The organism is Photobacterium piscicola, from assembly GCF_046058925.1.
Classification (GTDB): Bacteria; Pseudomonadota; Gammaproteobacteria; order Enterobacterales; family Vibrionaceae; genus Photobacterium; species Photobacterium piscicola.
In genome coordinates this window covers 134410-147024 of sequence record NZ_CP175535.1, presented here as the reverse complement: position 1 = coordinate 147024, position 12615 = coordinate 134410, and the positions used below count along the sequence as shown (strand labels likewise).

General features: G+C 40.0%; 11 protein-coding genes. 2 read left to right on the top strand and 9 right to left on the bottom strand.

What is annotated here, in order from left to right; all coding sequences use genetic code 11:
• A complete protein-coding gene (locus ACJZU6_RS15345) occupies positions 1–1224 on the top strand; it encodes an HlyD family secretion protein (protein ID WP_080155608.1) in 1224 nt (407 codons plus the stop codon).
• Between the two features lie 105 nt (positions 1225–1329).
• Here ACJZU6_RS15345 and ACJZU6_RS15340 read toward each other — a convergent pair whose 3' ends face one another.
• Together ACJZU6_RS15340 and ACJZU6_RS15335 are read right to left on the bottom strand one after the other, a co-directional pair.
• Complete coding sequence (locus ACJZU6_RS15340; RefSeq protein ID WP_080155609.1) at positions 1330–2502, bottom strand: cation:proton antiporter; 1173 nt, start codon at positions 2500–2502, stop codon at positions 1330–1332.
• 26 nt (positions 2503–2528) lie between these two features.
• Positions 2529–2852 carry a hypothetical protein gene (locus tag ACJZU6_RS15335; protein WP_080155610.1) on the bottom strand — a complete coding sequence of 108 codons (324 nt, stop codon included), beginning with the start codon at positions 2850–2852 and terminating at the stop codon, positions 2529–2531.
• A 296-nt stretch (positions 2853–3148) separates the two neighbouring features.
• Here ACJZU6_RS15335 and ACJZU6_RS15330 point away from each other — a divergent pair, with 296 nt between their 5' ends.
• On the top strand, positions 3149–3466 hold the full coding sequence (locus ACJZU6_RS15330; protein WP_080155611.1) for a hypothetical protein: 318 nt from the start codon (positions 3149–3151) through the stop codon (positions 3464–3466).
• Between the two features lie 92 nt (positions 3467–3558).
• Here the strand turns inward: ACJZU6_RS15330 and sstT are convergent, their stop codons facing one another.
• The 7 genes from sstT to ACJZU6_RS15295 all read right to left on the bottom strand — a co-directional run bounded on the left by sstT (position 3559) and on the right by ACJZU6_RS15295 (position 12489).
• A complete protein-coding gene (gene sstT, locus ACJZU6_RS15325; RefSeq protein ID WP_408901313.1) occupies positions 3559–4800 on the bottom strand; it encodes a serine/threonine transporter SstT in 1242 nt (413 codons plus the stop codon).
• Between the two features lie 400 nt (positions 4801–5200).
• Positions 5201–6874, bottom strand: a complete 1674-nt coding sequence (locus ACJZU6_RS15320) for a BatD family protein (RefSeq protein WP_408901312.1) — start codon at positions 6872–6874, stop codon at positions 5201–5203.
• A 14-nt stretch (positions 6875–6888) separates the two neighbouring features.
• On the bottom strand, positions 6889–9111 hold the full coding sequence (locus tag ACJZU6_RS15315; RefSeq protein WP_408901311.1) for a VWA domain-containing protein: 2223 nt from the start codon (positions 9109–9111) through the stop codon (positions 6889–6891).
• Positions 9104–10069, bottom strand: coding sequence for a VWA domain-containing protein (locus ACJZU6_RS15310; protein ID WP_327767438.1), 966 nt, complete (start codon positions 10067–10069; stop codon positions 9104–9106). Before ACJZU6_RS15310 ends, ACJZU6_RS15315 begins: the two co-directional genes overlap by 8 nt.
• On the bottom strand, positions 10062–10586 hold the full coding sequence (locus ACJZU6_RS15305; RefSeq protein ID WP_080155616.1) for a DUF4381 domain-containing protein: 525 nt from the start codon (positions 10584–10586) through the stop codon (positions 10062–10064). The genes ACJZU6_RS15310 and ACJZU6_RS15305 overlap by 8 nt, the downstream gene beginning before the upstream one ends.
• Positions 10586–11536, bottom strand: a complete 951-nt coding sequence (locus ACJZU6_RS15300) for a DUF58 domain-containing protein (RefSeq protein ID WP_408901310.1) — start codon at positions 11534–11536, stop codon at positions 10586–10588. Before ACJZU6_RS15300 ends, ACJZU6_RS15305 begins: the two co-directional genes overlap by 1 nt.
• Positions 11533–12489 carry a MoxR family ATPase gene (locus ACJZU6_RS15295; RefSeq protein ID WP_327767442.1) on the bottom strand — a complete coding sequence of 319 codons (957 nt, stop codon included), beginning with the start codon at positions 12487–12489 and terminating at the stop codon, positions 11533–11535. Before ACJZU6_RS15295 ends, ACJZU6_RS15300 begins: the two co-directional genes overlap by 4 nt.
• Positions 12490–12615: the final 126 nt, after the last annotated feature.

The following is a 12615-nucleotide window of genomic DNA, read 5'->3' as shown; positions in this document are numbered from 1 at the left end:
ATGTTGGAAGGTTTAGCTGTTTGGGCGCTGTTTATTTATTTATTGCGTTTAGTGGGCATGCCATGGAATAAATTCACTCAAGCTTTTGCATATGTTGGTGGTGGCAGTTGGTTAGTCTTTGTATGGTTTGGTTTAATTACTTATGCGCCAATGGATTTATCTGGCGGCTCACTCGTTCAATCGCCGCATGTGCAGTTGCGTCCTGCATCCACATCAATCAATGGTCGTGTAAAAGCTATTTATGTGGAACCCAACAGCAAAGTAACCCAAGGCCAATTAGTGTATGAGCTTGACTCTGAACCGTACGTTATTGCGCTTAATAAAGCACATGCTAGCCTTGATGCCGCAAAAGTTGCTCGTGATATGGCGCAACAAGATATTGCAATGGCGCAAGCCTCAAAGACCGCAGCGGTGAAAGATATTGATATCGCAACAAAACAGTTATCCGCAGCCACCGCAGATCACCGTTTAAAAAGTACGATGCTTGCCCGTTATGTAAAGCAAAACAATGTTGTTAAACATACCGTAACCGCAAGCATGTTAGATGAACAACGCACTGCGGTTGATGTGGCTAAATCACAACAGATTATGTTGGATTCACAAATAGAAAAAGCCCATATTGCAGTTAAAAAAGCGCAGTTAGGAATAGAAAAAGCCGAGTTAACCTTTAACAGTCGTGATGTTGATGTGATCACAGCGAAAGAAAATGTCGCTAAAGCTCAGTGGGATCTCGACAATACTAAGGTTTATGCGCCTGCTGACGGTTTTGTTACCAACTTCATTATGCGTGAAGGTCAATATGTTGGCTCTGTTCCGCGTATCCAAATGTATACCGATGAAAAATATGTATTAATGCGAGTAAACCATCAAGCCATTCGAAATGTAAAACCAGGGCAGATGGCTGAATTTGCTTCTGCTGTTTATCCTGGAAAAGTCTTTGCGGCGGAAGTTGAAGGTATTGTTGAGGCAACGGGGGAATCACAAGGTAATTTGATTGGACGTGAAACCAATGTTCGTCAAACGACGGGTGCAAATATCGCCAATAAGCACCATTTTGTACGTTTAAAACTTTATGAAACAGATGGTTATGATATTCCAGTTGGCTCTGTTGGATTAGCTTGGGTCAGCGCTGAAAAACCCATTAGTTTCCTTGGTTTTCTGGACGTTATTCGTGGCATTATCATTCGAATGAAAGCACAGGTTTTCTATGTTTGGTCAATGTAAACGGTTGTAAATTATTATAATAATAGTCGTTGTATACTGGTTCACCTGCCACGGTTTATATCGTGGCAGGTTTTTTTATAAAATGATGAGATGTGAGTAAATCAGCTAATCTTGACGCAGGTTATTAACCATTGAAATCGGCGTTGGGTAACGGCGTACAACCCAATAGGTTGAAATAACAAATGTGGTAATAGTAACGGTTTCGATAAAGGTTTTACCTTGTTCTGATAGTAAACCTTGCGCTATGGCGGCATAAACTAACAAAAGTGAAAATTCACTGGCTTGACTTAAACGAGCACGAAGCTCGACACTTTCTATTTGATCTTCGTGGGCTAAGGTTAACGCGATTTTAAATCCCCATGCTTTTATGCGGATCAGACAAATACCAAAAACGACCCCCAAAACGGTATAAATATTACTGTCCCATAAGTTGATTTTTGCGCCAATGGCAAAGAAAAATAAGATCAGAAAAAATTCACGTAATGGTTTCAGATGAACGGCAATCGCTTGCGACACCGGACTGACTGCCAGAGTAATACCCGCGATAAAAGCCCCTGTCTCGTAAGATAAACCAATACTATTGCAGAGTAATGCCCAGAAAAAACACCATGCAAGTGTCGCGATAAAGCTATATTCCTGAATAACATCAAAGCGCTTTAATAATGGTAACATAACGTATTTTACCGCTAAATAAGCACTAAGAATGATAGCGATCAGCTTGATGACTAATAAACTCAAACTGAGACAAATATTATGCTCGGTGTTGATATTAAACAATAATAATACACTGATCGCGATAATATCTTGCATTAGCAAAATACTGGTCATCACTTCACCCATACGTAAATGGTGAAGGGTGGTGGTTGGAATCAGTTTAAGGCCTATTACGGTACTTGAAAACATCATTGCCGCAGCAGTAATGAGAGCATCCGTAACGGAAAGATTAATGATTAATGCAAATAAAAAGCCGCTAATAAAAAATAATAAACAGCTGATCAGTGTGATCACCGCACTTTGTTTAAATAAATGCAGTAAGCGAAGAGGTTGTAAATTTAGGCCTAAAATAAACAGCAATAGAATGACCCCAAGATGTCCCATTTGACTAATGCTGGTGGCATCGGTGACTAGCTGAAATCCATAAGGGCCGATGATAATACCGGTAAAAATGTAAGCGAGAATAATAGGTTGGCGAGTATAGAGAAAAAGACTACTGAAAATAGCCGTGATAATAATAATACTACAGAGCTCAGTGATCATGCTGGTTAGGTTTTCAAGCATATGACCCCTATAGTTTTATTATAACGTTAGAACTCGCAGCGATTGTAACGTTGGTAATGATTAATAATATCTTCAATAAGTTCAGGTTCTGAAAAATCATCAACAAAATAGCGTTTCTGATCATTTTTGATAAACACTTCGAGGTGTGTTTCATCACCATCAACACTGGGAATAAAGTGGATAGCATATTCATATGGCAATTGTTTATCGTTAGCGATCACTAACCTAAATCGACGATCCATACAGTATATATCTGTAAAATAACCCGCAGCAGAGAGTTGCTTACTTGCTTTCGTAACAGCGGATTTCGCAATGATATAGCCCATATTATGTGCTGTGATAGTTGTCATGACGACGCCCTCTTTATTGATGTTAATAGGGGTAACGTTTGTCTATATCATTCGATTTTATCGGGCGAATACACATACTTACCAACTAAATAATTCAATCATCGTCATTAGATCTTTTCATCAATATTTTAGTTTCGATATTTGCTTATTTTTTTCGAATAACGATTTGATTATGTGTGAAAATGTAATAATGGCGGCCTTTTTGGAATTTATTATTACATTTTAGTCTTAAATCAGTGTTTTTGTAGGTAAGATTTGTACAATAAGAATGAATTTTCAATTGAGAGAAACACGCTATGGTACACAAAACACTTCGCATTATTCCCTTAGTTGCATTATTAGCAACGTCTATAACTGTGCATGCTGATGATGTAATTAATCGGCTTGATAATCAGCTTTCTCATATTGAAAATACAATTAATGGAACCCAACGTACTATTAGGCGTTCACAAAATAAATATGACAACACGCAAAGAACCATGACAGAACTTAAAGATGGTACCTATGCTGAGAAAAGTGTGGGACGTGCAGTGAAAAAGAAGAAAAGAAGAGCGGTGAATAGTTTAATTCATCGTTCAAATAACGCTATTCGTAAAGCGACTAATATCTACTAATTACAACGAAGATGATGGATAAAATAATGCGGCTATCATGTGCGTGATAGCCGCATTTTTAATGTTGTGTTTTTATATTGTTAGCAACGTACTTATGATTTTTGTAGGCGTACTTTTGCTTGTTTACGCTCTGCGGCTAAACATGCAGCTGCAGTAAAGACCACATCTGTTGAACTGTTCAATGCTGTTTCTGCTGAGTCTTGAATTACACCAATAATGAAGCCGACAGCAACAACTTGCATCGCAATTTCATTTGGAATACCAAATAAACTTGCCGCAAGTGGAATAAGTAATAGTGAGCCACCTGCAACACCTGATGCACCACATGCTGATACTGCAGCAACAACACTGAGTAATACCGCTGTTGCAAGATCTACTTCAATACCTAACGTATGTACGGCTGCTAGCGTTAACACGGTGATAGTAATGGCTGCACCACCCATATTAATGGTTGCACCTAAAGGAATAGAAACTGAATAGGTGTCTTCGTGCAGATCCAGATCCTTACATAATTTCATATTAACTGGAATATTGGCTGCTGAACTACGAGTGAAGAAGGCGGTAATACCACTCTCACGTAAACAACGAAATACCAGTGGGTAAGGGTTGGTTTTGGTTTTTACAAATACAATAAGCGGGTTAACAACTAATGCAATGATTACCATTGAACCAAGCAATACCGCAAGTAGATGAGCATAGCCTAATAATGCATTAAAGCCTGTTTGAGCAAAGGTATGCGCGACAAGACCAAAAATACCAATAGGAGCAAGACGAATAATAAAGCGCACAATTAATGTTACGCCATCAGACATGTCTTGAAAAACCTGCTTAGTCGCATCACTCGCTTGGTGTAATGAAAAGCCTAATGCAATCGCCCATGCCAAAATACCAATAAAGTTACCTGTCATTAATGCATTGATTGGGTTATCCACGATTTTAAAAAATAGTGAATTAATAACTTCAGCAATACCTTCAGGTGGTGCAATAGAGGTCGTGTTAGTAACAAGCGTCAAAGTGGTAGGAAAAAGGAAGCTCATTGCTACAGCGGTAAAAGCGGCTAATAATGTTCCTAATAAATAAAGAAAAATTATTGGCTTCATATTGGTATGAGTGCCTTTTTTTTGATTCGCAATCGATGAGGCGACCAAAATAAACACTAAGATTGGCGCAACTGCTTTTAATGCGGCAACAAATAGTCCGCCTAAAAAGCTTACGCTTGATGCTGATGATGGAAAAAAGACGGCTAAAGCAACACCGGCGATAATCCCCACTAATATTTGTATTACTAGACTGCCATTAGCGACTCTGGCAAGAAAGGGTTGTGATTGACTCATAGTTTATCCTGCATTTTTTATTGTTGTGTTTAAGTTTTATATTTTGTAACAGAAACATTTTTTAACAGGATCTGTTTAAAATAGCCAGCCTTCTTTTGATAAGCATAGTTATTGCTGTTTTTTAACAATTATTATTACGTCCATGTCACAATTTAGTATCAATATGGGTGTTTTTATTGGCATGTGTCACGTAAATAAAAAATATGAATTAAAGTGAGATGGTTAATTGTCGCTTGATTGTTAAATATATTTTTAATGAAGGTAGTTGCTAATGTTGTGTTGTTTTACATTTAGTTACATAAAGCAAAACGCCCAAAATTAATTATTTCCACTTATGTGGTAATTAATATTAGGCGTTTTAGAGAGGCTATTAAAATAGCCTCATATTTTTAAATGACGCTTATTTAGGGTCTAAGCTAGATAAGGTCATAGAGGTACATTTTATTACTGTAAGTTGCTTTGCTTGGTTTAATAATGCTAACAATGTTTGCTTATTCCAGCTGTTATTTGATGCTGAATAATGGGCTGCCATCATTGCTTGTACTTCATGATCAAGTTGCTGTAATAGCGGTGGCTGAGTTGTCAATGTTGTGTATTGCTGTTGACGCCATTGTTGATAATAAGTCTGTACTTTAATCGGCTCATTGGCGTTAATGGCAGCTTCAAGTATTGATATTAGATCTGTTGTTTGTGCCGCTGTTACAGTTGTTGTGACAACAGGTTGCTGACGCTTTTTAATGAATAATACGAGAGTAATTAACCACAATAGAGCAAAGATCAGTGTTGTCCATGGCCAGATCCCCGCGGTAGTGATGGCTTTTGTTGAATGTATTGTTGCTGCGGGTGGTGTTATTGCTGCTGGTGGTGAAAATTGGTTATTTGCGGTTGGATCAGCAATAACATTTAAAATTAACCCTTTAATCTCACTTCGTTGTTGTTTTTCTGTGGTTGTGTTCCACCAATTAATGGTTAGCGATGGTAGTGTTACTTTGCCTGTTTGACGAGGAATGATGACTTGTTTTAACGTCATAACACTGTAGCCATTCTCAGTACGATATTCAGGTTTTTCATTATAAATACGTACAGTTTCAGGGTAAGTCAGGTTTACATTTGGCATATTACTTTGAGCTACATCTTTAATTCGCAAAGTAATAGTGCGGGTGATGGGTTCGCCAACTTTAGTGGTTACGTCATTGTTATTTGAAACCTGTGGCTGCCATGTTTGTTGTAGCTGTAAGTCAGGGGTTGGTAACCATAACCCTTTGTAATCTGTTGGTTTAGGCTTTATGTTGATGGTGATATCTCGAGCATCTTCATTTACAGGAACGGTAATGCCTGAGCTAAAACCATTTGCGCCACGTACAGCATCACCACTGAACTTCGAACCGTGAATAATGATCTTACCCGCTTTTTCTGCTGTCAGTTGGTAGTTACGAGTGATGACTAAATAACGGCGGCCATTTTGGACAATATTATTTTGAGCATCTTGACCCACTTGTGACACTACTAGGCCGTCACCTGATGGTGCACTCAATGAGGCTTGAGATAGTTGCTCACCGATTACAATCTTCACGCGGTAATTAATACTTTCACCAACATAAAGTGTATTTTTGTCGATTTCAGCTGTCACTCGAACATTGGTTTGATTTGATACCGCTGTATTATTTTTTTGACTGCCTTTTAGAACACTAATCGTAATTGGTGTTGTTTGAGAACTACCAATTTTAAAGGCCGGTATAGTCGCAGTTCCAACCTTTTTCGCAGCTAGGGCCAGTGTCCAAGTAGTATTGCGTGACATTGCGCCGTTTATTAATGATGTTGAGCTACTGACGCTGGGTTGGCCATAAGCAAAGTCAGGGCTTAATATACTAAAGTCGACACTGTTAGGGTTGATCGCAGTATCAACTGATACGGTCAATTGAAATACTTGATTAACAGCAACAACATTTTTCGATACTGTCGCTTCTGCTTGTGCCGCCATTGCTTGCAGGGGTAAGAATGCTACAAACATGGTTAAAAGTAATAACCATGGAGAGCGGCATTTTTTAGCCCAATTTATTTGATTTAGTGACATGTTCATTTTCTCTATTACCATGATTTATTACTTTGTTGCTGCTCGGCTCTTTGCTGTGCTTGCAACATTAATTGGGCTCGAATTAACTCCGCTGTATCGTTAGGTACTTGCTCAAGTTTTTTCAATATAGGATTACTAACTGAAAGTACTTGTTGCTGATCACCATTTGGTTTACCTTGCTGCATCGTTATCGCCGATGGTTGCTGAACTTTACCATCTTGTTTTTGTTGCTTATTTTTCTGTTGAGCCTGTTGAGCCTGTTGAGCCTGTTGAGCCTGTTGAGCCTGTTGAGCCTGTTGAGCCTGTTGAGCCTGTTGGCTTAGTGCTTGTTTTGCATTGTGTTCAGCTTGCTGTTTCTTTTCTGCCGCACTCATTGACGGTTGTTTTTCTTCTTTTCCAGCCTGTCCTTGTTGTCCTTCTTTCCCTTGTTGTCCTTCTTTCCCTTGTTTTCTTGCTTTTTGCTGTTGGTCTTTATTGCCTTGTTGCTGCTGTTGGTCTTTATTGCCTTGTTGCTGCTGTTGGTCTTTATTGCCTTGCTGACCTTGTTGTTGCTGCTGGTCTTTATTACCTTGCTGACCTTGTTGCTGCTGTTGGTCTTTATTGCCTTGCTGACCTTGTTGTTGCTGTTGGTCTTTATTGCCTTGCTGACCTTGTTGCTGCTGTTGGTTTTTATTGCCTTGCTGACCTTGTTGCTGCTGTTGGTCTTTATTGCCTTGCTGACCTTGTTGCTGCTGTTGGTTTTTATTGCCTTGCTGACCTTGTTGTTGCTGTTGGTCTTTATTGCCTTGCTGACCTTGTTGCTGCTGTTGGTCTTTATTACCTTGTTGACCTTGTTGACCTTTTTCTCCTGATTGTTGCTTGTTTTCCTGCTTGTTTTCCTGCTTGTTTTCCTGCTTGTTTTTTTGCTGTTGTTTCTGCTTTTCAGCTTGCTCAACAATAGCTAGATTTTTTTTAGCATCAGCAAAGTCAGGTTGTTGTTTTAACAGCTTTTCATAAGTTGCAGCTGCTTGTTTATAATCACCTTTTTTAGCATAAGCATTACCAAGATTATATTGTGAGGTTGGATCTTGTAACGGCTTTAATGTCTCTATCGCTTGTTCATACTGCTTGGCTTTATATTCAGCAATGCCTTTCCATTGTGGTGACGTAAAATCTTGAGCTGCTTGTTTATAATTACCATCAGTAAATGTTTCATATGCTTGGCGGTTAGTGTTTGTCCATGGACTTGCTTGAGCATGGTCGATGGGCACTATAATAAACATTGCAGCTAAAACAATACCGCGACGAAAGCCCAATAGCGCCAATAATAGTAATGGAATAATTAACCAGAAACCGCCATTTAGACGTTCTTGCAGCTCTTTTTCATGGCCTTTTTTACCATTATCTAATGGTTTTGCTGTGAAGTTAGCAATAGCATTAACATCATTATCGGTTGTTTGTGCCATTTGTAATATGCCTCCAGTGCTGTCAGTAATTGACATCAGTGTATTGATATCAATTTTACTGATCACCGGTGTGCCATTTTCTGATAATAAACTGCCATCAGGAAGTTGAATTGGAGCACCTGCAACGGTTCCCATTGCCAGAATAGAAACGCGATAGTGAGTACCTTTGAGATCGGCTAATGCCTGCTTAGCGATAGCCTTTGTCATTCCATCGGTCATTAAAATAATATCACCAGTGTTATGACCCGCTTGTTTCAGTAGCCTGATCGCTTCAGCAATACCTGTGGCAGCATTATTTCCCGCAATAGGCATAACATCGGGTGATAAGCTTGGAATTAAATTACGTAATGTACTGCTGTCAGTGGTGAGTGGGCTAACTTCATAGCCATCGCCCGCAAAAGCGACTAAACCCGTGCTGCCTTCTTTCCAGCTCGGTAACATATCTAAAGCTTTAAATCTTTCTTGGGTTAAGCGATTAGGTTTTATATCCGTGGCATACATTGATTGTGACATATTCATCACGAGCACTCGTGCGCCACTAAGGTTATAAGCTGGCAGTTTTACTTTTTGCCAGCTAGGTCCTGCCATAGCAACAACCGCAATAAGCCAACCTAATGCTAATAAAGCTATAGGCCATATTTTTGGCTGTTGTTGTGTTAAACCCAATTTTTGCGCAAGGTGGGGTGCAATTAAGCCTGAATGCTGCGCTTTACCTTTTAACCATGGCAGAACAATGATCAAGGGAATGAATGCAGCAAACCACAATGGGTGCATAAAGGTAAAATCAGCCATGACGTTTCCTCATGAAAGCGATGATAACGGATAAAAGCAATGCTAACGCTAATGGATAACGGAATAGCTCATCACGTGGTCGCCACGTTTGTTGAGCATTATTAACGGGTTGAAGTTTATTGATCACATCGTAAATTTTTTCTAACTGTTGTGGATTTCGCGCACGGAAATATTCACCACCCGTCATTGCGGCAATCTTACTTAATGTTTTTTCATCCAGATCAGATGACGGATTGACAACACGATCGCCAAAGAAGCCTTTTTGGATCATTTTATCAGCACCAACACCGACGGTATAAATTTTAACATGGCTTTCTTGTGCCAGTTTAGCCGCTTCAATCGGATCGATAACACCTGACGTATTGCCACCATCGCTGAGTAAAATAATGACCCGCTGTGGTGCTTTACTGTCGATAAAGGTTTTTGTTGCAACCCCTAGCCCTTCACCAATTGCAGTACTTTGGCCAATTAATCCCAGTACGGTGCGATTAAGTTGTTGTTCAACGGTTTTGCGATCAAAGGTTAATGGTGTTTGTAAGTAGCCATGATCAGCAAAGACGACCAGTCCAATACGATCACCTTTTCGTTTAGCAATAAAATCAGCCAATACATGTTTAACTGCTGTGAGTCGATCAATACTTTGACCATCTTTCGTTACCATATCAGGGATCGCCATTGATCCTGAAAGATCGACAGCCAGTAGCATATCTCGGTGTTCTGGTTTAATTTCTATTGGGTCGCCATACCATACTGGTCGGGCTATCGCACACACAAGGCTTACCCATACTAAGGTCATTAATAGTTTTCGAATAATAGAACTGGGCTGTTTTTGGCCAACGCCTTGCGGTAACTGAGGTAAATGGATGGCCGCAGGTTGTGCAACGGGTTTACTGAATCGATAAACTAGCCAAGCTAATGGCAATAAGGCCCATGCCCATAGCCATACAAATTCAAACATTGGATGACTCCTTAGTGATCATCATTGAGGTATTACTATGATCATTGGATTTCGCGGGCAAGGCATGTTGTAGCCACAGTAATGCCTGCTGCTGGCAATCATTAAATTGCGGTTCTGTTAATGGTGTCGAGGAAAAAAGCCCTTGCTGCCACGATGATTGTTGATCAACAAAACCACGGTATTTAAGTGGTAACTGTTGATCAAGAAAGGTGAGCCATTGCATTCCCGTTAAAGGAGCAATAACTGTTCGTGGAAAATAGCTTAATGCGGCTTGTTTTAGCAGTGTATTAACTGCTGTAACACCATCATCAAAGCGATAGGTTTTTAAGATGCTGAGTGCTTCTTTTTTCGCGGCAAGATGATGATGGCGAGATCGAAAGCGATAACTTACGAGGCTTATAAGAATAAGGCTGACAATAATTACTGCCCACCATCCCCAAGCAAGAGGCCAAAAGCTCGGCTCGGTGTGAAGATGAATATCCGCCAATGGTAATGCTGGGGGGGTAAGTTGTGTCATTACCTTATTCCTTGAGAATGAGCGCCAAGCTGCTGCAATAGCGGTTGTGCCGCTGAGAGAGTATGTAATGGTATAGCAAGTGATGTCGCCATTTCATGAATAAAATACTGATGGGTTTGATATTGTTGACTGAGTGAGTCTCGTGTTTTTTTAGCGGAGAAATCCAGCCATGCTGATTGTTGATTATCAGTAACATGCTCATAGCCACGGAATTGTGTTTGTCCTTGTTCGAGTGGATCATGAATTTGAACAAATTGGATACGATTATGCTGTCGAAGTTGGCTTAAACGTCGTTTGTCAGTGGCTTTTAACGTATAAAAATCACTGATAATAATAATCTCACTGCCTTTAGGGCAGAGATAATGTAACCGTTTAAGTGCAGTTGAAAAACCATCATGCTTAGTGCTGTTTCCTGCTTGTAAGGCATCATGTTGGGCTGAAATTAATGCGTTAATAATTTGCAAAGGCCCACGTTGGCGCGCTGTAGGTTTACATTCTATTGTGTTAATTCTATCGTAAATAATAGCGCCAATACGATCTTGTTCATCAATAGCGAGCCAGCTTAATAAACTCGCAAAATGTGCAGCTTGTACTGATTTGAGGAGTAATTGTGAGCCAAATTGCATGCTATTGCTGAGGTCTATAAATAGCATAATCGGCTGTTCGCGTTCTTCAGTAAATAACTTGGTGTGTGTTTTTCCTGTACGCGCAGTTACTCGCCAGTCAATAGAACGAATATCATCACCCGCTTGGTAAGGGCGTACTTCAGAGAAGTTCATGCCACGCCCTTTATGACGGCTTTGATGGTGGCCATTGAGTTGTGACCAAATACTTTTGGCAGGTGCCAGCCATCTTACCGCTTGATTTTTATATTGCAGTAGCTCTGCTAGACACACATTGACGCCATCGCTATGGGGTGGCAGCGCTACGTTGATGTGTGTAGTTTTCATAAGCTAGCAACCTGCGAAATAAGTGTTTCAACAACACGATCTGCTGCAATACCTTCTGCTTGTGCTTCATAGCTTAGCAGTAAACGATGGCGTAATACGGGATAAGCCATTGTTTGAACATCTTCTGGTGTGACGAAATCACGACCACAAAGCCAAGCATGAGCACGCGCACAGCGATCGAGAGCCAAGGTTGCACGTGGACTGACGCCCATTTGTAGCCATGCCTGTAGCTGCTCACTAAAGCGATGTGGTTCACGTGTCGCCATCACTAAACGAATAATATAGTGCTCAACATCATCTGCCATATGGATATTTAAGATTTCTTTTCGTGCTGCAAAAATATCATTTTGGCTAATTCGAACCGGTTCTGTTTTTTCTATACCCAACGCTTCGCCACGATTAAGGCGAAGAATTTCAAGTTCACTTTCTGCATTAGGGTAATCAACATTTAGTTGTAGTAGAAAGCGATCTAGTTGTGCTTCTGGTAGTGGGTACGTTCCTTCTTGCTCGATTGGGTTTTGTGTTGCCATCACCAAAAATAATTCGGGTAGAGGATAAGTGTTGCGACCCGCTGTAATTTGTTTTTCAGCCATCGCTTCTAGCATTGCTGCCTGCACTTTGGCTGGCGCCCGGTTAATTTCATCAGCAAGCACTAATGAATTGAAAATAGGGCCTGGTTGAAAGGTAAATTCAGCTGTTTCAGGACGAAAAATGTCAGTGCCAGTTAAATCTGAAGGTAATAAGTCAGGCGTGAATTGGATGCGATGGAAGTCACCTTCAATACAATCTGACAATACTTTTACTGCACGAGTCTTTGCCAATCCTGGGGGACCTTCAACAAGAATATGACCGTCGGCGAGTAAAGCAATTAAAAGCTGTTTTACTAAATTAGGCTGGCCGATAACCTGACTTTGAAGGTAATCATTTAGACGTTTGAATGTACTAGCGAGCATACAAATATTTCCTTTGGTATTCAAAATACTGACGATGAAACAGTTTTTTCTCGGACTACTAAAACAGGATAAAGTTCAGACTTAATTCTGTTATTGATGAATTATATAATTATAAAAAGCGAGGTG